This is a genomic window from Epilithonimonas lactis (assembly GCF_900110605.1).
In the GTDB taxonomy this organism is placed as follows: domain Bacteria; phylum Bacteroidota; class Bacteroidia; order Flavobacteriales; family Weeksellaceae; genus Epilithonimonas; species Epilithonimonas lactis.
Window position 1 is genome coordinate 559,016 of sequence record NZ_FOFI01000002.1, and the last position, 19,378, is coordinate 578,393.

The following is a 19,378-nucleotide window of genomic DNA, read 5'->3' on the forward strand; positions in this document are numbered from 1 at the left end:
TAATTATCCCCTTTTATAATTAAAAATTATTAACATTTATATTAATACACGTTCATTTTAACATTAAAGTTACAATCCAATGAAATTAAGACAATCAGAAAGAAAACAAGCCAAAATAAAGATGGCTCTTCAAGGAAGTGCTGGTTCAGGGAAAACATACTCTTCTCTGTTACTAGCCAAAGGATTAGTTACTGGGGAATTCTCCAAGGTAGCTATTATTGATACAGAAAATGGAAGTGCAGATTTATATGCACATTTAGGAGGATACAATGTAATATCTCTAAACCCCCCATTCACTCCTCAGCAATATATTGATGCCATTGACATTTGTGAGAAAGCAGGTATGAAAGTAATTATTCTAGATTCAATATCACATTGCTGGGATTATCTTCTTGACTATCACAGTTCACTAGCAGGAAATAGCTTTACTAACTGGGCTAAAATTAAGCCTTTGGAAAAACTATTTATGGACAAGATTCTTCAATGCAATGCTCACATAATTGCTACTATGAGAACTAAACAGGATTATGTATTAAACCAAAAAGATGGTAAGTTCATTCCTGAAAAAGTGGGTCTTCGGGCTGTACAGCGTGATGGTCTGGATTATGAATTCACTTTAGTATTTGATATAGATATAAAGCATTTTACAATATCAAGCAAAGATAGAACAGGCTTGTTTATGGGGAAACCAGAATTTATAATCTCAGAAAAGACAGGCAAGGAAATATTAGAATGGTGTACTTCTGGAGTTGAACTAAATCCTATTACTCAGACCCCATTAGCCCCTAAAAAAGAGGAATCTTCTGAAAGTACACTAAAGAACTCTACTCATCAATTTGAAGCCACAGAAGAAGAGGTTTATAATGCTATTCAAGACTGTAATTCTGTTGGAGAACTATTATCCTTATACAGACAGTTCCCACAATATCATATTAGCTTAAAACCCGATTTTGAAGCAAGAAAATCCATCCTTATTTATTCAAGTAAACCAAATAATTTTTCACGAAATGGAAACTAAAAACAAAATTAAGCCAGCTACTTTAGAAGAAGCTTTTGGAAACGATTTATTAAAAACTCCCAACATAATAGATATAAGTTTTAATAAGGATTACCCTGTTAGTAGGTTGGTGTTGCAGGATAGTGGTGATCCTGTAATTAGTGGATTTCAGAGTAAAAATATTTTCGAGGATGCAAATATTTTTTACCCTAGCAAAATGAATGAAGCTACCTTAATCAATAATGAAATAGAGCCTGAAACTAAAAATATAGTTCAGGCTTTTTCTTTGGACAAATCTTACAAAAATTCTGAATCTGAAACTATTACAAATCATCACTCTTCCACTAGTAACCTAGCCTTAAATGGGAACTATTTAACTAGTCCTTTTATCCTAGCCAACACAATGGAAGTACAATTACATCATTTGAAAAATGATTGCATAATCCCTGTATTTTCCAAAGACAATGAGAAGACTATTGCACACCAAGAATTTATTGGTGCAGTTATTAGTGCTACTCAGAGAGCTTTTCCAAATCAGAGCATTACTGCTCCTGAGATAAGAGTTTCACACCAGATTAAGGGTAGAACTCCAGATGCTTTGTATTTAAATGTCAAAGATTTATCAGACCATCAAAAAACCATATATTATGAGAGAATGGCTTTTATTATTAGAATTCCTAGTATTACAGATGTAGTGAATGGTAATGAACTATCTCTTTGTGTTGGAGGTGTAAGGAGCTATAATTTGGAAAATCTTTACAATAAGAAAACCTTTGAAAAGTTTAAGTTTTTCATTGGATTTCAGAATAAGGTTTGTTGTAATTTATGCGTATCAACAGATGGGTTTCTAGCAGAGTTGAAAGTATCAAACACGCAAGATTTATACTCAAAGGTTCTAGAGACTATTCAGAATTATAATGCCGAGGTTCATCTTATGGAAATGAAAGAACTTACCCAAGGTTATCTATCAGAACATCAGTTTGCTCAATTAATTGGAAAAAGTAGATTGTATCAACATTTGCCTAAGCTAGAAAGAGAAAATATTCCTACGCTTAATTTTACTGATAGCCACATCAATACTATGGCAAAGGATTATTATGAAGACAAGAATTTTTGTAGGTTAGAAGATGGTAGAATAAATCTTTGGGATGTTTACAATCTTTTTACACAAGCCAATAAATCTTCATACATAGATACTTTCCTTGATAGGAATTTGAATGCCTTTGACTTTTCAAAAGGACTTCAAAAAACTCTCAGTGGTAATGAATGTTATCATTGGTTTTTGAGTTGAATATTAAGCTCACTACTTAAAAGTGAGCTTAATTTAATTCTACAGAATATCTCCAAGTATGATTTATTCCTACAGCGGTTTTAGCTTTATACACATTACTGAAAGGGAAAATTATATTTAATGATTTTGTATCTCTATACCACAGGAAATAAATTAATAGTCCTAATGTTTGAGGTTTGGTTGATAATGGACTCAAGTATACATTAGAATCATCACAATTAGCTTCTACAATCTCTTTTATTCTGTTAGCTGTTTCAAAAGGATCATAAGCTGGTGCAAAACTTTTCTTCTCGACTTGTCCAATCTCATCCTTTGCTTTTCTTATTTGAAAAACATTTTCCTGATAAAAATCTGGTTGTAGTGAGGGGAAACCTAAAATGATAAACTTTTTGAACACTTTAGATTTATCTTTTGTAACAGCAGAAATTAATTTGTCATCATATCCTGCATTAATGATTAAAATATCTTTGTCAAAATTAGAATAAGATTTAGAAGATGAACACCCTTTAATTAATCGAGGAGCTTCACTTATTGCCCCCGAAAACACTGTTTCTTCAGCATCTTTGTAATAGTTTGGTTCTGTATAAAGAAAATCAATTTTTTTAACCTTATAAATTGTGTTTAATAATAAAGTTAAATAAATCAGATGTGGTCTAAGAAAACCTGTAATATCAATACAAATCTTAGTATCAGTAGTTATATGTAGATCCTTTACGAAATTTACTAACCCATCATCATCCTCTTGAAAAGAGTTAACAGTAAAAGAATTTGATACATCATCTGAAATATCATAATGCGGATAAATTATCCATTTTTTGTTCTCAGCCAATATTTTATCAAAAATTTTTTTAGTCCTATCACATCCATCATAGGCTGATAATAACAGATCATATTTGTTTGTAGTAGGAATCTCATCAAAAGAGTACTTTTCTTTATAGAAATAGGAAAAATCAATCATCAAGATTAAATAAATTTGGTTTAATTTTTATCTCCACTTCTTTTTCCAGAAATGGTGCAGTAAGTTTAGTTTTACGAGCTTTATAAAATTTGAGATATTCTTCTTCTTTTATTTTTTCATCGAAAATATATTTCATTGTCTCGTTCGAAAATGTTGGAGTTCCCCTGACACTTGTTGGCAAATTCCACAAAGGACTCATAATAGGATTTAGATGATATTGTGGCTCGCCTATACCTAACCCATTTTTACCCTTTCTCTTATTATCTGATTCAATTAGAATAGAATAATCTCGTAGCACTTCAATATTATCATTTATTTCTGCCGAAACCTCCTTTTTATTATATGAAAATCCAAGCACACTAGTTTCAGTTAAATTATCTGTTATTCTGTAAAGTTTTAAATAATCAGATAATCTTCTAATATTTTTATAAAAAACTTTCAAATTATCTCCGAATATCTCTGCGTCATTATAATACCATTCCGCAACTTTATAAACAGCCATATATTGGGCATCTAAACTAATACGTCCATTTTCACTTAATGGTTTTTCTCCTCTAATATTTGAATTTTCAATTGTGTTTTTTAATAATAATATTAGTGATCTTGTATTACCATAACTCAATTCTATAAAATTATCTAATCCTACGTATTCATAATTTTTCAAACCATTCTCTGTGGCTAATTGAGAAATTAAATCTTTTTTAGATTTATTTACTAAATTAGTATGGTCACTTTTTGTCCCTTCAAGATACTTTATAAAACTACTCTTAACTTTTTCAGATATATCTACAAAGTCTATATTTTTTTTAGACTTATACCATTTTTTATAAAAAAGAAGAATATTATATTTTTGGAAGAGAGGGTTATCATTTGTTTGATACAAAAGATTTTGAATAATCAGCTCGTGGTTACTAATGTTTTGCTTTAGTACTTCCCGAAGATTCTGAATGTGGCTATACTCTTTCTCTTTTTCTCTAAGCTTAAAAATCAGTGAATCTTCTGTATACTTTTCAAATTTTCTTTCAAAATTTTTCTCTACGTCATCTATTTCATTATGATAATATTTTCTTAATCTCTTTTCTATTAGCTTCTTTGAAAATATTTTATAAGTTTTTTCATCTTTTCTGTAATATTCATCAAGATGAATTTCCTGCATATCAGAACCAGAAGCTAAAGTAGTCCCTTTAGTAAGTGTTTCCCTTGTTTTGTAGCCATAGGTTCTAGCACCAATCCAAAAAGTCATTGGAGGCTTTTTGTCCCAAACTAAAGTATTTATATAAATTTTCTGCCACTCTAAAAGCTTATCATACTCATCCAAAATAAATATAAATTTTATATTGCTAAAGAAATTAATTTTAGTTGATATTTCATAAATGATATTCTTAATAAATTCTCCAGGAGTAAAAGGTATTTCGATATTTGAATAATTAAACTCTCTTGTAAAAGCAGCTAATATTATTTCTTTATCAATTTTTGATTTTTGAGATTGAAAATAATTGAGTAAGTCTGAAAGCGTATGAAAAGATATTTTTTCGTTGCTTGATTTATTAAAATTTATTGTTGCATCTATGATTTTTGTTACATCTTTTTCCCAATAAGTAGCTTCAGCATTATTGAGGTTCTTTAAAAGTTCAATTAAATCATAAATAAAAATTTCACATAAATAATACTCAAAATAAATCTTAAATATCTGCAACCATTGCTCCTCATCTAAAAACTTTCCATTAAAATTACCGGAGTTTAACACACCAAAAGTATTATAAAATCCAATGAAATTATCATTACTTACTAACTCTTCAGAATTATTATCATATTTTTTTAATCTAGTTTTTAAAGAAAAATATCTCAATAAATGAGTTTTTCCACACCCCCTACTTCCTAAAACATATTTTGGGAGAATCTCAGAGGTATTTAAAAAATGCTCTACAGAATTTTTACTATCATAGTCTACCCAATATTCATATATTTCATCATAGCTAAACTCTATAGCTTTTGTAACTGAAAAAGGATTTGAAATATTTTTAGACATAAGTTATATTTTATTAAATCTTTTGAAAAAAGGATTCCATATATTTTCTTCATTCCAAAAAACTGGTAATGAATTATCTGGTGTATTATGAGTAAAAGAAAGCATTAACTCGCAATTCTCATAACCCAAAGGACCAAAACTCATACTTCCGCTGTACTTCTTATTTATAGCTTCACATTCTTTTTGAGTGACTTCATCTGGAACTTTCGCAAAAATTCTCGAATTTCCATTAAATGCCTTGAAACTATCATCTAATTTAAAAATAGCTTTTACATCTTCGAAAACTTTTTCCATTACATTTGTGGTGATATTTAGGTACTCGATGTTTTTTAATTTTTCAATTCCTAGGTTGGTTCCAAACATTACAAAATAATGGATTTTAACATCTGGTTTAGCTCTTTTTATTGTTATCAGATTATCTGCTAACTCTGATACAACTTGATTACCTGTTCCACAAAAATCATCAATGAATATATAATTTTCAATCTTATTATCTTTAATTTCAACAGTTACGTATTTCCCTCCTGCTGATTTATCTTTTTCAATAAACTTAAAAATCTCTGATAAAGTAATAAAGGATTCTTTTTTTAGACGATTTTGTTGTCTAAAATAATATAGCAAATGTACTCCACTCTCTGCTGGGCTTCCAATCCCCAAAAATCTAGTTTTTGATAATACTTCACTAAATTTTTTTTCAATTATAGATTCATCAATTGTATCAAAATTATCTTCTCTTATTTTATGAATGTGGGGATATCTAAATAAATCCCTATATATGGTAGTTAAAAGCTCTCTTATTTCTTGGTTTCCAAAATACATAAATTTGCTAAGTAAAAATAGCATATGGACTTGTTCCTCTTCAGTATCAAAATTTCTAGACCAATTTTCTAATAGAAAATCTTCTTGTTTTTCTTTCCAAATAGAGTCAAGAAATATTCTTATCTTTTCTTCGAGTCTATCTTTGATTGGTAAAGTATCAAAATGTTTCGACATACTCTATTTTTTAAATACTAATACATATTCTCGAGAAATAATATCAGCAGTTTTATTTCTCTTTGTCATTAACCCATAAGATTTAATATTATCAATTAGTTTAAATTGAAGTTTCATTCCTATTGAAATAGCATAATGTGTAAGGTATGATTGTGTATTAAATTCTTTACCTGTAATTTTATTATTTCCAATAATTAAAATAATATGCCCACCTTTTTGTAACACCCTATACATTTCATCTATGGATGTTTTCATTTCTTCTAAATATTTATTTGCAATGAAAGCTCTCTCACTATTTGTTTTGTTTATCTCTTCAATTATTAAATCAGCTTCAATAATTCCTGTCGAGCTAATTTTTATATCAGCTTTTTTGTGTATTTCTCTACCAATATTATTTCTTTCTAATTTACTAACTTCTGATAAAGATGCCAGATTTGTCCATCCTAGATTTAGGCTAGAGGATCTGATATATTTCTGAGCACCTGCATATGGGGGAGAAGTAATAATTAATTTTGCATAGTCATTTGGCATAATTTCATTTTCAGAGATCATCAATTTCCTAGCATCTGTTGATAGATATTTAAATTTTGACAAATCACTTTTAGTAGAATATAATTCTGCTAATCTTGCAATATTATCTGAGCAAGCCTGATAAAATTTTTCAAAAACATCTATATTTTCAATTCCATCTATTTTTTCTTTTACTTTCCTCTTTACTTTGGTATCTAAATATCTTTCAGGATTTAATTTTACCGGTACAGAAATTCGTGTATCACAATAACTTACCTTTTTAATTATACTTGAAAATGATATTAAGAAGAAGTTTCTTTCTTCAATATCACTAATTTCCATAATAGAAGCTAAAATTTTAGATAAAGAATCTATTGTTTTATAAGGAAACCAGAAATTCAAGTTTCTGACTTCCGGAATGGATGGTCTTTCTAATAAAGGAGAAAAATCTATTATTGATTTTAAAGTTAATTTTACATTTTCCAAATTTAAATTTGTAACCTTAACTTTTGAAATTAAGTTTGCTAATGGATTTGCATCAGCACCATAAAAATTTTTTTTAGATAATACACATTCTAAAGCTACAGTACCAGATCCATTGAAAGGATCAACTATAATATCTTCACACTTTGAAAAATATGAATTGTTCAAAAAAAAATACGGTATGTGCGATAGTAATTTTGCAGGATATGCATGAATTTGATGCGTATACCTTTCATTAAATTTAACACCATTTACTATTTCTTTAAAGCTTATTTCTATTGGTATTTTATTTTTTTTATAATTACTTTTGAATTCTTTAATCAATCTATCGAATTCCTTATTGTTTTCTCCTCTCAAAACCCTTTAATATAAAATCATTTGTACAAAAATATGATTAAATTATCAACTATTGATTTTTACGTTGGAAATATAATATAATTAGAAGCAGATTAAATTTATATACCTACTACTAAATCAACTTTTTAAGAACTGAGAAACTTCTTTCTGACTTTTTTAAAAACTTTATTAGAAGTGTAGAACTTAAAGTTATAAAAATTCTAAAAAATAAAAATTTTTAAAGCAATTATTTACACGTAAGCTCCCTCCAAATCACTCCCCCGTTCTAATTGATTTCCACATCTCCCCCTACCCAATTCTTAATAAATCCTTTTTAGAGGTAGATAATTTACCTTTTAGTTATTGAACTCCCCACCAAACACCTTCACTTATTGTTGATGTCTGAACAGACAAGTTTTTCAATTCAAATTTTAAACTTAAAAACAATGGTAAGAATTATCAGTTACAAAACAAGACAAAGAGAAGATGGAACAGAGTTTTATCTTCTGGAAGTACAAGGTGGAATAGAAATGGTAAAATCCAAAACCTCAGAACAGTTCTATGCTACAGCTAAGAAAGCCACAGTTTCTACAACTTTTGATGAAGAAACCTGTAAGGCTCTAATTGGAACTCAAATGGATGGAAAGATTGTTAAGATTCAAACAGAGCCTTATCAGTACTCAATCAAAGAATCTGGAGAAGTTATAACACTTGAGCACAGGTACATTTATATTCCTGAAGGTATTGAGACAAGTGAGGAGAAAATGGCAAGACAGCTTGAAGAAGCAATGGCTTAGACAAAAAGAAAACAAATACGTCCAAAATTCTGAAATCCTGTATATAGGTTTAGGAAAACTGGACGTATTTTCTTTTTTAAAGTATCTCTTTTTTGCAGAAGTATATCTAAGTTATACACAAAATGGACATTTATAATTTAAGATTTACACTAGCAAGGAGGAACTAATAACTACTAATAATCTCCTAGTTGATATAAAATGTAATAAAACATCTACATATATATCATAGCCAAATTAGTTCTAAATAGATTTAGTAATCTAGTTTATGATGAGAATAATTTGAGAATTTTTATACTACTCCTCTGTTTTCTAGAGGAAGATAGAAACTGAATAATTTTTTGTGAAAACTAGTAAATAGCCAAATCTAGTTTTGAGGAATTTTACAAATCTAATAAGTCTTTAGCTTTTACTTCCAAAGCTTCTGCAATTCTGAATAATGTGAAAACAGTGGGATTAGTTCTGCCTGATTCTATTCTGGAAATATTAGTGGGGTCTATTTCTCCCTGCATTCTACCAACTAAATCAGCTTGTGAAATTCCATTTTGTAATCTCACTTCTTTAATTCTTTTACCAACTTTTTTAAGAATTTCAGATTTATCCAACTTGACTTATTTGACAAGTCAAAGGAACTTAATATATTTACTAATTGTAATGCCATATATGGCAATAAAACTTAAATCTATGAAAAAAATTTTATTTGTCTCTTTACTGTTTGGGCAGTTATTATCAGCCCAAAGTTACATTTCAAGTAGTAATGATGTTGGTAATGATTTATTAAAAAATATCATAATTCCATTACTAATTATGATTATTTTATTCTCTTTTATATTCTCTCTGATAGCATATTTTGAAGGGAATAATAAAAATGAAGATTATAGTCATAAATCAATAAATTCCGAGCTTTGGGCTTTATTAGTTGCATTGATTGTACTCGTGTCAGGACTATTCTATTTACTTTATATAAATAAGCTCAACCTATATCTTGCTGTGATTCCAATAAAAATAATTGTAGCTTCTTTTGTAAGTTATTACGCAAATAAAAAGAATAGAAATCCTGTATTGTGGTGGTTCTTAGGTTTTTTTGAATACCATTCAGCTCTTATTGTATTAGCTTTGAGCAAAGGATTGCTATCCACAAAGAAAAATGATAATGAGGTAGATTCTTCATATAATGAGAAGCTTGTTAGACTTAATGAAATGTTTAAAGAAAACCTAATTAATGAAAATGAATTCAGCAAGAAGAAACTAGAAGCTGAAAATGAGTATAAAATAAAACATTTAGTAATTAAAAATGATGATAAGGTACAGCGGAAAAACCAACTTATTTCAAAGTTAGAAGTAGCATTTAAAGAAGGCTTATTAACAGAAGAAGAATATCATAATAAACTATTAAAGTATAAATTCATACATGATGAAGGAGAGCTAGATGAAGAGAAAGAAAAATTTAGAAGGTTTCATTTAGAAGGTATGATTACTTTTGAAGAAATGCAAAAAAAACTCGAGCACATTGACAACTATCGCAAATCCAAACAATGAAGATGACTTGAATAGGCCACTCAGATATAGAGTGGTTTTTTAATACCCAAAACATATGAATAATCTTTTACCATTCCAATTAGGAGAGCATTATGAGAATTGGGAGTTTGATTTGGAGATATTAGAGATAGAAAGAATAAGAGGATATGATAGCTATTTGTATTTTAAAGAAATTCAAATCTTTGACAACAAAGCATATTATATAGAATTGATATTTCTATTTGATATTTTAGAATTTGTCTTACTGATGTTCTCATTTAGTTCCAAAGAAGAATTAATAGAATTTACCTCTAAAATTAAAAATCAATACACAGATTTGTACTGTAGAGAAAATGGTCTTTATGCAGAGTTGTATTATGGAAAACTTAAGGATAAGGCACACTTTTAGGCATACCTAAAAAATGTATCTTTGCACCCTAGTAAAAATCAATCAAATACAACTGTGAGGAGAGCCCAGCAAGAGGAGCAAAACCATCACAGAAATGTGATGGTTTTTTGTTTTTAGGAAGTTTTCTAAAAATTTTATCTTATTTTAGGTAAGTTTTATTTTTACCATATTTTTATTTTTGTGCACAAATGAAAAAATTAAAAGTAGTTGAACTTTTTGCCGGTGTGGGCGGTTTCAGAATAGGTTTGCAGAACAGCAACAAAACTTCTTCGAAAGAGAATTTCGAGATCGTCTGGAGCAACCAGTGGGAGCCTTCTACCAAAACGCAACACGCATCTTTGGTCTACGAATCAAAATTCGGTAAAAAAGGACACTCCAATGAAAATATTGCCCAAGTTCCTTCCGATGAGATTCCGGAGCATGATATGCTGGTAGGTGGATTTCCTTGCCAGGACTATTCTGTGGCGACTACTTTGAAGAACTCAAAAGGATTACAGGGTAAAAAAGGTGTTCTTTGGTGGGAGATCTACAGGATTCTGGAATCGAGAAAAGCCAAACCTAAATTTCTTTTTCTGGAAAATGTCGATCGTCTTTTGAAATCACCTACCACACAACGAGGAAGAGATTTTGCCATCATGCTAAAATGTTTATCAGATCTAGGCTACGCCGTGGAATGGCGAGTGATCAACGCTGCAGATTATGGAATGCCACAGAAAAGAAGACGAACTTTTATCTTAGGCTATTTGAAAGATTCCGAAATCTATAATGCATTGGTAAAAACCTCAGAAAGTGATTGGCTTCTGGATGAAGGTGTTTTTGCAAAGACCTTCGAAGTTGGTCAAGTTTCTGACCTTAAAACTTTTGACCTGGATCAAAGTGTAGAGGATATCTCGGAGTCATTCAACAAACAAAGAGGAGATTCGCCTTTCCAAAATGCTGGAATGATTGTGAATGGAAAAGTCACCACACTAAAAACTTCTCCAAATTACGAAGGAAAAAGGACTTTATTAAAAGATATTCTGATTCCTGTCGATGAAGTTCCGGAAGATTATTTCATTGATGAAAAAGACCTCGACAAATGGAACTATCTGAAAGGCGCCAAAAAAGAAGTACGCCAATCTACAGGTGGTTTCGCATACAATTATGGCGAAGGCGCAATGGTCTTCCCTGATAATCTCGAAAGTCCTTCCAGAACGATCATTACAGGTGAAGGCGGAAAGTCAGCTTCGAGATTCAAACATGTGGTGAGAACGAGCAAAGGCCTGCGAAGGTTGACGCCGATTGAATTGGAAAGACTTAATATGTTTCCGGATGACCACACCTTATTGGAAGGCGTAAGCGATGTAAAACGGGCTTTCTTCATGGGAAACGCCTTGGTTGTCGGCGTAATCGAGAAAGTCGGCGAAACGCTATTGAAATTTGGTCAAAAAGGGTAGATTCTTTTAGCAACACCGATCTTTATCAGCCATTTGAGATATAACTTAAGATTCAAAGGTTTCTCATCTTTTTGAACGGAATAATATAAACATCCCTCTTTTTCTTTTAAATGACGAAGCGGGATGTTCTGTTTCTGATCAGAATGCCTGATCTGGCCATCCATCACACTCAAAATATCCCAACCCAATCCGATATTCTCCAGATACTTTCTAAGTTTTTCGGTATTAACGCTTGTAATCGAGCAGTCTTTGAAACCGTCTTCGATATTTTGAGTTTTGAGTGAAATATTGGTGACCAGAAAATAATGGTCGGTCACCTTGTTCTTATCAAAAAGCCAACCTTTCCTCCACTTTCCATTTTTGAGATAACTTAATTCAAATGTGAACGTTGGCAAGCAATGGTTGAGATAATCCAACTGCGCCTTTTCATCAATCAAATATTCGGTTCCATGATGAAGAATGATTAGATCGATGCCTTTATTTTGAAGGTCAAGGTCATGGATCCTCTTAAAATCATAATCAAGTTGTTTATAAATTCCATCCAAAAATTGACCTAATAAGGCTTCCTTATTGAGGTCTTGATCAAATGTTGACATCGGTTTGTGTTTAGAATAAAGATAACATTTTTTCTTATTCTAAAAACTGATGATCAACGGTTTTAAAAATAAGGCATGATCTGCATCACCACAAAAACGATTGAAAACATCAAAATCAAAAGTATCAGATGGCTGATTGTGGACCTGATGATAACCGCAGAAACTTTCATCTGGTTGAAGAATTGAATATTGGTCCAAAAATTAAGTATTAGGTCAATCAGATAAACGTATAAAACGATGGTATTCAAATCCAACGATTTCTGAATGAGAAAAATAAATGGCAATAGAACGATCTGAACGATCAGCCGTTGACCCGCTTTGAAGATGTTCAAGACCAGATATTCTACAAAATTATAGCCTTTCCCAGGAAAACAAACCGTTGTTCCTACCGTGTACAAAGGGATCAAAGCCAATGTGACCCAGCCAAAATGTGCCAGAAACCACTCATTCAGATTGAAGGAACCACTTTCTCCTTTTCCAGATTCTATCGAGATATTGAAGAGATTGATATGAAACAAATGACTTAGCAAAATGTAAAATCCAGCCAATATCAAGATGAATGACAATGGTTTTATGTGCTTAACACGTTTGCCTTCCAGATATTCTCTGATGGCGTGTCCAGGCCTTGTAAAAAGCTGCTTGCTGGTATATAACAAACCTGCATCGATATGGAAAAAACTATGCGGCATCTCGTGTTTCAAAAAATGAAAATCGATTCTTTCCGTTTCCGCAGTTTGCCCACAATTGTTGCAAAATTTCCCTTCAAAACGATGACCACAATTTTTACACGTTTGCATAATTTCCAGTTTTAGTTTATTTCTTATTCTTTTCCTCGATCCAGCGACTCATATATTTTGTCGAATTCAGTTGGTGATGTTGCAGGATTTTCCCAAGATAATTTTCAGTTCTGTGATTATCCAGATTTTCCATTAATTCTGAAACTTTATTAATGAAAAAATCCGCAAACAGATCTTTTCTAAATAATGAATCCAAAATCTGATAACCGTTTCCCTGAGCCTGTTTCCAAATATTTTGATTTTGATAAAGTTCAACCGCTTTCTCAACAAAAACTTCATCAGAATCTTCGATGAAACCATTCCAAGGCAAATCGCCGTGCATCGCTTCTGCGCCAATTGAACTTGTCACATTGGGCAATCCAAATTTCATACTTTCCCAAAGTTTCCCCTTCAATCCAGCGCCAAAAGGAATTGGCGCAAGAAGAACTTTTGCTTGATTAAAAATATCTTTTACTGAATCCGCTCTTCCTTTCACCAAAAAACCATCTTTTTCATTATGAAGTTCCAAAACTTTCTGACTCGTGTAAGCACCATAAATATGAATCTCAGCTTCCGGAAGTTTTTTCTTGATCGATTTCCAGATCTGTTTCAACTTCAAAACTGTCTGCCAATTCGGCTCGTGTAGGAAGTTTCCTATGCTCACAAAATGTTTTCGATCGTCAAATGAAGTTTTACTTTTCTCAAAATTTTCAGTCAAAAAAGGAATATAAAAAAGCAAATTCGGATTGATTTTAAACTCATCAACCAACAAATCATATTCAAATTCCGAAATGACCAACGACAGATCACAACGCAAGATCGATGCAATTTCACGCACGAAAATATCATTGATCAAATCCTTCTTCTCGACAGTTCTTTTCTCCACAAAAGCTTTTCGCCTTGCTTCTCTCAGAAAATGCAGATCTTCCGTATCAATAATTTTCACAGCATTCGGGCAACTTTCAGAAACACGCCAACCAAATTGTTCCTCGGTAACATAACGATCAAAAAGCACAACATCGGGATTCAGATCTCTAATTTTCTCATTAAAACTCTCATTATTGATTTCAATTTTCTCAATCTCAATATTTTCTGAAAACTCAATATTGTTGGAAGCTGTGAGAAAAGTGATTTTGTAATCTGCTTCAGAAAAAACTTGAATCAACTGCATCATCCGATGACCAGCTGCAGTAGAAGCCGGCTCAGGAATCACGAGACCAATAATGACGAGATGTTTCATGTGGAACAAAAATAGAAATTCTTATTTGAATATTTTGGACAGCTTTTTCCGTCTTCCGTTCCCGCTATTTTTTGCCACAAATTTCCAATTCCAAAGAAACGGAAGCAGTCCGCAAAAAATGAGCTCCACTCAAGCCGGGCTGCAGATTTGGCATCAGAAAAACGTTTGGTCTTAAATCAAAATTTCAACTCAAAATACCACTCTTTTCAAAAAAAAATATCCTAATTTTGAAGTATGCGAATAGAAAACGAAATCAAGTTGGGGTTCAAAGATGTGATGTTTCGCCCGAAACGTTCCACACTCAAATCCCGCAGCGAAGTTACGATAGAAAGAGAATTCACTTTTCTGCACACCCAGAAAAAATGGAGCGGCGTTCCGTTGATTGCCGCGAATATGGACACAGTCGGAACTTTCGAAATGGCAGAAGCCTTATCCAAAGAAAAAATAATCACAGCCATCCACAAACATTATTCCGTTGACGAATGGAATCAATTCCTAGCCGGAAAATCCGACGAATTCTATCAATACATCGCACTCAGCACCGGAACCGGAAAAGCGGACGAAGATAAAATCAAAACCATTTTGGACGCCAATCCTAAAATCCAGTTTCTTTGTATCGATGTTGCGAATGGTTATTCTGAGCATTTTGTGCAATTTGTGAAGAAAGCCAGAGAAAATTTCCCAGATAGAATCATTATCGCTGGAAACGTCGTAACTGGCGAAATGGTAGAAGAATTGATTTTGGCTGGCGCAGACATCATCAAAGTAGGAATCGGTCCAGGTTCGGTTTGTACAACACGGGTAAAAACCGGTGTTGGCTATCCACAACTTTCCGCCATCATCGAATGTGCCGATGCGGCGCACGGATTAGGCGGACAAATCATCGGCGACGGCGGTTGCAAAGTTCCTGGCGATGTGGCAAAAGCTTTTGGTGGCGGTTCAGATTTCGTGATGCTCGGCGGAATGTTTGCGGGACACGACGAAAGCGGTGGCGAAATCGTGGAAGAGAATGGAAAAACCTTCAGATTGTTCTACGGAATGAGTTCTCAAACTGCGATGGACAAACATTCTGGCGGCGTTGCAGAATATCGTGCTTCCGAAGGTAAAACTGTGAAGGTAGAATACAAAGGTCCGGTTTCTGAAACTGTGAAAGATATTCTTGGTGGCGTTCGTTCGACTTGCACTTATGTTGGTGCTTCTAAGCTGAAAGAACTTTCTAAGAGGACGACTTTTATCCGCGTTCAGGAGCAGGAGAATCAGGTTTTTAACGGATAGAAATGTTAATATGAATCAATTCTCATTTTTATTACTACTTTTCATAGTCTCTTGTACAAATCAAAAATCTATCAGCATTCCAGAAAATTTTTCCGAGAATAAAATACCAAAGCTTTACAGTGATGAATGGTATATTCTTAACAATTCTAATGATGATTATTTAGTGAAAAATGAAAATGGAAAACTTGTTGTTGAAAAAACTAAATACAGAAACTCCTCAAAATTAAATATTCTTGGAGGAAATCTTATTGGTGAAAATGGAGGAGAATGGGGCGGAAAATTATCTTTTAAATCAAATGATAATAGTTTGCCCGTTAAGAAAATCAAATCTGGAAATATTGTCCAAATCTTCAAATTTCAAAAGAAAATATTTTTTATTGAGGGTTTAGCTCATTTAAGCACAAGCGAAGGTGAACTATATGAACTGAATCCAAAAGATTTTAGTTATAAAAAGTTAATAGATTTTGAGGATGCTCCAGAAGCTGTTACAACTTATAAGGATAAAATTTTTATAGCGTCTCATCAAAATTTTTATGAGATAGAAAATTTCAAAAAAACTAAAATATTCGAGAAAGAATTTTGGGGAAGTTTATATCCAAATTCCATTGCTGTTTTTGATGAAGAAAATATTTTCTTAGGAATGAGAAGTGGAATCGTAAAAATTAATTTGAATACTAAAAAAATTGAATTTTTTAGAGAAAAATAATAGATAGAAAAACAGCCAAAATTAGGCTGTTTTTTGTTTAAAGTTTATCAAGTTCTTTTCTCAATGCAATCGAAGCTTTTTTCACTTCGTTTGTCCAATCATCAGCAGCATTTCCATCTGCTCCGTCAGAAATATATTTCAGACACAGAAAATCGATTTCTTCCTGCTCAGCCACTTTCGCAAGAGCAAAAGCTTCCATATCGATAACATTGTATTCGGGATTGTTGTGTTCTATCTCAAATTGGTCGCCAGAACCGCAGATTCCGTTGGGAAGATTTTCAATATTCAATCCGTATTCCAGAAGAACTGATTCGTTAGAAAATGGTGTTTCAAACTTCTGAAAGCCCAGAGCCCTGACATCCATATCTCGCTGGATAAAACGACAGCAATTGACAACACTTCCTTTGTCAAAAGTTGTACTTCCCGCAGTTCCAAGATTGATAATCAAATCCGGATTCGTTTTCTGTATGGCTTTAGTCAGATGATAAGTTGCTTTAACCTTCCCTATTCCCACAAAGACTTTATTGTAATTTTCAAACTCTTTTCCAGCTTCAGATTCCAAAGCAAAAACCAATAAAATATTGTTGTAGTTCTTTCCGTTGATTTTCATAATCTATTTATAAAAAAAGCTTTTTGCGTGTTGTACAAAAAGCTTTATAATTAATTGATATTATCGTAGTTAAGTCAACATTCCGCCGTCCACATTCAGGACTTGGCCGGAGATGTAGGATGACATATTGCTACCGAAGAAAACGCACGCATTGGCAACGTCCTCGGGCTGTCCGCCACGTTTCAACGGAATCCCGTCTCTCCAGTTTTGAACTGTTTTTTCGTCCAGTGCAGCGGTCATTTCAGTTTCGATGAAACCTGGCGCGATGGCGTTGCAACGGATGTTTCTGGAACCTAACTCCAAAGCGATAGATTTTGTGAAACCAATCACTCCAGCTTTAGAAGCTGCGTAGTTTGCCTGTCCTGCATTTCCTTTCACGCCAACCACGGAAGTCATATTGATGATGGAACCGGATTTTGCTTTCATCATTGGTTTGATAACGGCTTTCGTCAGGTTGAAAACGGAGTCCAAATTCACTTTGATAATGGTGTCCCAATCGTCTTTTGACATTCTCATCAACAGGTTGTCGCGCGTGATTCCGGCGTTGTTTACCAAGATGTCAATCGCTCCGAACTCTGCCAAAACATCGTCTACCAATTTCTGAGCAGCATCATAATCTGACGCATCTGACTGATAACCTTTGATTTGAGTGGTTTTGCTGAGTTCTGCTTCCAATTCTTTGGCTTTCTCAACAGAACCGGCGTAAGTGAACGCAATCTTTGCTCCTTCTTTGGCAAAAACTTCCGCAATTCCTCGTCCGATTCCTCGGGTTGCACCTGTGATGATTGCAACTTTTCCTTCTAATAGTCCCATATAGTTGTATCGTATTTTCTAATTGTTATGGCAAAAATAGTATTTTAAGAATTATTCACAATCTTTTGGTTTACTTTCTACGTGTTTTTGGAGCTTATCATTCCATTTATAACAATGCGCTTTTACCAACTTCATCTGATTTTTTTCTACCTTGTAAATATTCTTGATGATGGATGCACCTGCGCAACATTGGTTGGTTTCGGTGATTTCCTTTTTTTGAGAATCGAATTCTAAAGAAGTTCCGTAGAAATCACTTGCAAAAAATTGGTTCTTTTTTGAGTCGAATAAAAAATAAGTTTTGCTTGTATTGGGACCTGCGTAAGATTGTGTGCAACTTGAAAAATCCTCATAACCATCGAAATTATAATCATCCACCGCAACGTCATAAATGCCATCAAAGCCACATTCTTCCATCTTCATTCTTTGAAAAATCTGATTATCTTTTTTATTGATAATCAAAAGGTAAGATTGTTCGTCTTCCTGAATTCCTCTGAAATAAAACTGCTTTGTACTTTCAGCTTGCAAGAAAGATTTTTGGTTTTCCTTTTTCTTTAAATGGATATTCAGCTTTGTTTTCGTTTTGAGATTTGTCCAAGTTCCAAAATATTCTTCTTTTAAATCTTCGAAGTTTTCAAAAACGAATTTTCCTGTTTTAATTTTTCCTTCAGATTCAAATAAAACAAGATTTCTACTTTCGAGTTTTCCTGTTATAGAAATTGGTTGATTATATTTTGAATATATATAAACTCCATTTGTAGAATTCTCTTCAACCTTCAAAACCATTTCGACGGGATAATCTCCAATCTTTCCTTCATAGCTAATTTGAGCAATGAAAAAAGTCGGAATCAATAGAAAAAAGAATCTCAGCAAATTCATTTTCTAAATAGAATTATTCACAATCAAAACAATCTCGCCTTTCAAAGTTTTGCTTTTTGAGAATGCAATCAATTCATCAATATTCCCGCGTTTTGTCTCCTCAAATTTCTTGGAAATCTCTCTGCTCAAGCTGACTTTGGTCTCATCGCCGAAGAATTCTTTGATTTGCTCCAAGGTTGTATTGATTTTGTGCGGACTTTCGTAGAGAATGATGGTTTTCTTTTCTTCTGCCAATTGTTTTAGTTTGGTTTGTCGTCCTTTTTTCTGTGGAAGGAAACCTGCGAAATAGAAATCGTGATTCGGCAATCCGGAAACTACAAGCGCCGGAACAAAGGCTGTTGCGCCAGGTAAACATATCATTTCCAAATCTTTATCTGCACAAGCTTTCGCCAAAAGATAACCTGGGTCAGAAATTCCTGGTGTTCCAGCATCAGTTATTATCGCAATCGTTTGTCCGTTTTCCAAATCATTAATGACTTTCTCCGTCATATTATGCTCATTGTGCAAATGGTAGGACTTCAAAGGTTTTGAAATCTCGTAATGCTTCAGGAGAAATCCCGAAGTTCTGGTGTCCTCACACAAAATATAATCTACTTCTTTCAATACTTTTACCGCACGGAAAGTCATATCTTCCAAATTCCCGATTGGCGTTGGTACGAAATATAAAATTCCACTCATTTTTTCTTTTTTCATTGTCGTTGGAATAAATTCCCACGTTAACATTTCGTTGGA

20 protein-coding genes are annotated in these 19,378 nt (G+C 32.7%); 8 read left to right on the top strand and 12 right to left on the bottom strand.

Annotated features, from left to right (window positions below):
* Positions 1-79 precede the first annotated feature (79 nt).
* Both BMW39_RS07820 and BMW39_RS07825 read left to right on the top strand, forming a co-directional pair.
* The gene (locus BMW39_RS07820; protein ID WP_034973595.1) at positions 80-1,018 is read left to right on the top strand and encodes an ATP-binding protein; all 939 of its coding nucleotides are present in this window, start codon (positions 80-82) and stop codon (positions 1,016-1,018) included.
* The gene (locus BMW39_RS07825; protein ID WP_034973596.1) at positions 1,008-2,288 is read left to right on the top strand and encodes a DUF3871 family protein; all 1,281 of its coding nucleotides are present in this window, start codon (positions 1,008-1,010) and stop codon (positions 2,286-2,288) included. Before BMW39_RS07820 ends, BMW39_RS07825 begins: the two co-directional genes overlap by 11 nt.
* A gap of 28 nt (positions 2,289-2,316) precedes the next feature.
* Here BMW39_RS07825 and BMW39_RS07830 read toward each other — a convergent pair whose 3' ends face one another.
* From BMW39_RS07830 to BMW39_RS07845, 4 genes are read right to left on the bottom strand one after another with little or no spacing between them, the layout of a single operon-like run.
* Positions 2,317-3,246: a hypothetical protein gene (locus BMW39_RS07830; RefSeq protein ID WP_034973597.1), complete on the bottom strand. Its 930-nt coding sequence runs from the start codon at positions 3,244-3,246 to the stop codon at positions 2,317-2,319.
* Complete coding sequence (locus BMW39_RS07835) at positions 3,239-5,275, bottom strand: ORC-CDC6 family AAA ATPase (protein WP_034973598.1); 2,037 nt, start codon at positions 5,273-5,275, stop codon at positions 3,239-3,241. Before BMW39_RS07835 ends, BMW39_RS07830 begins: the two co-directional genes overlap by 8 nt.
* A 3-nt stretch (positions 5,276-5,278) precedes the next feature.
* Positions 5,279-6,268, bottom strand: a complete 990-nt coding sequence (locus BMW39_RS07840) for a phosphoribosyltransferase-like protein (RefSeq protein ID WP_034973600.1) — start codon at positions 6,266-6,268, stop codon at positions 5,279-5,281.
* 3 nt (positions 6,269-6,271) lie between these two features.
* Positions 6,272-7,618 (bottom strand): DNA methyltransferase, encoded by a 1,347-nt coding sequence (locus BMW39_RS07845; RefSeq protein WP_051879834.1) that lies wholly within the window; start codon positions 7,616-7,618, stop codon positions 6,272-6,274.
* Between the two features lie 377 nt (positions 7,619-7,995).
* Between BMW39_RS07845 and BMW39_RS07850 the strand changes: the two genes are divergently transcribed.
* Positions 7,996-8,394 (top strand): hypothetical protein, encoded by a 399-nt coding sequence (locus tag BMW39_RS07850; protein WP_317041084.1) that lies wholly within the window; start codon positions 7,996-7,998, stop codon positions 8,392-8,394.
* Between the two features lie 380 nt (positions 8,395-8,774).
* On the opposite strand, the gene BMW39_RS07855 is transcribed toward BMW39_RS07850, so the two are convergent.
* Positions 8,775-8,996: a helix-turn-helix domain-containing protein gene (locus BMW39_RS07855; RefSeq protein WP_034973602.1), complete on the bottom strand. Its 222-nt coding sequence runs from the start codon at positions 8,994-8,996 to the stop codon at positions 8,775-8,777.
* A gap of 79 nt (positions 8,997-9,075) precedes the next feature.
* On the opposite strand from BMW39_RS07855, the gene BMW39_RS07860 reads away from it, so the two are divergent.
* The 3 genes from BMW39_RS07860 (at position 9,076) to dcm (ending at position 11,754) form a co-directional block, all read left to right on the top strand.
* The gene (locus BMW39_RS07860; protein WP_131474276.1) at positions 9,076-9,930 is read left to right on the top strand and encodes a hypothetical protein; all 855 of its coding nucleotides are present in this window, start codon (positions 9,076-9,078) and stop codon (positions 9,928-9,930) included.
* A gap of 55 nt (positions 9,931-9,985) precedes the next feature.
* Positions 9,986-10,318 (top strand): hypothetical protein, encoded by a 333-nt coding sequence (locus BMW39_RS07865; protein WP_051879835.1) that lies wholly within the window; start codon positions 9,986-9,988, stop codon positions 10,316-10,318.
* 188 nt (positions 10,319-10,506) lie between these two features.
* On the top strand, positions 10,507-11,754 hold the full coding sequence (gene dcm / locus BMW39_RS07870) for a DNA (cytosine-5-)-methyltransferase (RefSeq protein ID WP_034973607.1): 1,248 nt from the start codon (positions 10,507-10,509) through the stop codon (positions 11,752-11,754).
* Here dcm and BMW39_RS07875 read toward each other — a convergent pair.
* The 3 genes from BMW39_RS07875 to BMW39_RS07885 all read right to left on the bottom strand — a co-directional run bounded on the left by BMW39_RS07875 (position 11,742) and on the right by BMW39_RS07885 (position 14,366).
* Positions 11,742-12,350: a hypothetical protein gene (locus BMW39_RS07875; protein ID WP_034973609.1), complete on the bottom strand. Its 609-nt coding sequence runs from the start codon at positions 12,348-12,350 to the stop codon at positions 11,742-11,744. The two genes, dcm and BMW39_RS07875, sit on opposite strands and share 13 nt — an antisense overlap.
* Before the next feature lie 62 nt (positions 12,351-12,412).
* Positions 12,413-13,147: a DUF3667 domain-containing protein gene (locus BMW39_RS07880; RefSeq protein WP_083391906.1), complete on the bottom strand. Its 735-nt coding sequence runs from the start codon at positions 13,145-13,147 to the stop codon at positions 12,413-12,415.
* Between the two features lie 16 nt (positions 13,148-13,163).
* Positions 13,164-14,366: a glycosyltransferase gene (locus BMW39_RS07885; protein WP_034973611.1), complete on the bottom strand. Its 1,203-nt coding sequence runs from the start codon at positions 14,364-14,366 to the stop codon at positions 13,164-13,166.
* 234 nt (positions 14,367-14,600) lie between these two features.
* On the opposite strand from BMW39_RS07885, the gene BMW39_RS07890 reads away from it, so the two are divergent.
* Together BMW39_RS07890 and BMW39_RS07895 are read left to right on the top strand one after the other, a co-directional pair.
* Positions 14,601-15,641 carry a GMP reductase gene (locus tag BMW39_RS07890; protein WP_034973613.1) on the top strand — a complete coding sequence of 347 codons (1,041 nt, stop codon included), beginning with the start codon at positions 14,601-14,603 and terminating at the stop codon, positions 15,639-15,641.
* A 10-nt stretch (positions 15,642-15,651) separates the two neighbouring features.
* Complete coding sequence (locus BMW39_RS07895; RefSeq protein WP_034973615.1) at positions 15,652-16,347, top strand: hypothetical protein; 696 nt, start codon at positions 15,652-15,654, stop codon at positions 16,345-16,347.
* 37 nt (positions 16,348-16,384) lie between these two features.
* On the opposite strand, the gene BMW39_RS07900 is transcribed toward BMW39_RS07895, so the two are convergent.
* From BMW39_RS07900 to rsmI, 4 genes are all read right to left on the bottom strand, one after another.
* Positions 16,385-16,957 (bottom strand): 5'-methylthioadenosine/S-adenosylhomocysteine nucleosidase family protein, encoded by a 573-nt coding sequence (locus BMW39_RS07900; protein ID WP_034973617.1) that lies wholly within the window; start codon positions 16,955-16,957, stop codon positions 16,385-16,387.
* Positions 16,958-17,026: 69 nt separating this feature from the next.
* A complete protein-coding gene (gene fabG, locus BMW39_RS07905) occupies positions 17,027-17,770 on the bottom strand; it encodes a 3-oxoacyl-[acyl-carrier-protein] reductase (RefSeq protein WP_034973620.1) in 744 nt (247 codons plus the stop codon).
* A gap of 51 nt (positions 17,771-17,821) precedes the next feature.
* Complete coding sequence (locus BMW39_RS07910; protein ID WP_034973622.1) at positions 17,822-18,646, bottom strand: XAC2610-related protein; 825 nt, start codon at positions 18,644-18,646, stop codon at positions 17,822-17,824.
* Positions 18,647-18,649: 3 nt separating this feature from the next.
* Positions 18,650-19,324, bottom strand: coding sequence for a 16S rRNA (cytidine(1402)-2'-O)-methyltransferase (gene rsmI / locus BMW39_RS07915; protein WP_034974272.1), 675 nt, complete (start codon positions 19,322-19,324; stop codon positions 18,650-18,652).
* Between the last annotated feature and the right edge of the window lie 54 nt (positions 19,325-19,378).

Coding starts and splice junctions, on each gene's coding strand:
- BMW39_RS07865 (WP_051879835.1), top strand. CDS start 9,986: ATGAATAATCTTTTACCATTCCAATTAGGAGAGCATTATGAGAATTGG.
- BMW39_RS07880 (WP_083391906.1), bottom strand. CDS start 13,147: ATGCAAACGTGTAAAAATTGTGGTCATCGTTTTGAAGGGAAATTTTGC.
- BMW39_RS07875 (WP_034973609.1), bottom strand. CDS start 12,350: ATGTCAACATTTGATCAAGACCTCAATAAGGAAGCCTTATTAGGTCAA.
- BMW39_RS07910 (WP_034973622.1), bottom strand. CDS start 18,646: ATGAATTTGCTGAGATTCTTTTTTCTATTGATTCCGACTTTTTTCATT.
- BMW39_RS07900 (WP_034973617.1), bottom strand. CDS start 16,957: ATGAAAATCAACGGAAAGAACTACAACAATATTTTATTGGTTTTTGCT.
- BMW39_RS07890 (WP_034973613.1), top strand. CDS start 14,601: ATGCGAATAGAAAACGAAATCAAGTTGGGGTTCAAAGATGTGATGTTT.
- BMW39_RS07830 (WP_034973597.1), bottom strand. CDS start 3,246: ATGATTGATTTTTCCTATTTCTATAAAGAAAAGTACTCTTTTGATGAG.
- BMW39_RS07820 (WP_034973595.1), top strand. CDS start 80: ATGAAATTAAGACAATCAGAAAGAAAACAAGCCAAAATAAAGATGGCT.
- fabG (WP_034973620.1), bottom strand. CDS start 17,770: ATGGGACTATTAGAAGGAAAAGTTGCAATCATCACAGGTGCAACCCGA.
- dcm (WP_034973607.1), top strand. CDS start 10,507: ATGAAAAAATTAAAAGTAGTTGAACTTTTTGCCGGTGTGGGCGGTTTC.
- BMW39_RS07885 (WP_034973611.1), bottom strand. CDS start 14,366: ATGAAACATCTCGTCATTATTGGTCTCGTGATTCCTGAGCCGGCTTCT.
- BMW39_RS07850 (WP_317041084.1), top strand. CDS start 7,996: ATGTCTGAACAGACAAGTTTTTCAATTCAAATTTTAAACTTAAAAACA.
- BMW39_RS07895 (WP_034973615.1), top strand. CDS start 15,652: ATGAATCAATTCTCATTTTTATTACTACTTTTCATAGTCTCTTGTACA.
- BMW39_RS07860 (WP_131474276.1), top strand. CDS start 9,076: ATGAAAAAAATTTTATTTGTCTCTTTACTGTTTGGGCAGTTATTATCA.
- rsmI (WP_034974272.1), bottom strand. CDS start 19,324: ATGAGTGGAATTTTATATTTCGTACCAACGCCAATCGGGAATTTGGAA.
- BMW39_RS07840 (WP_034973600.1), bottom strand. CDS start 6,268: ATGTCGAAACATTTTGATACTTTACCAATCAAAGATAGACTCGAAGAA.
- BMW39_RS07835 (WP_034973598.1), bottom strand. CDS start 5,275: ATGTCTAAAAATATTTCAAATCCTTTTTCAGTTACAAAAGCTATAGAG.
- BMW39_RS07825 (WP_034973596.1), top strand. CDS start 1,008: ATGGAAACTAAAAACAAAATTAAGCCAGCTACTTTAGAAGAAGCTTTT.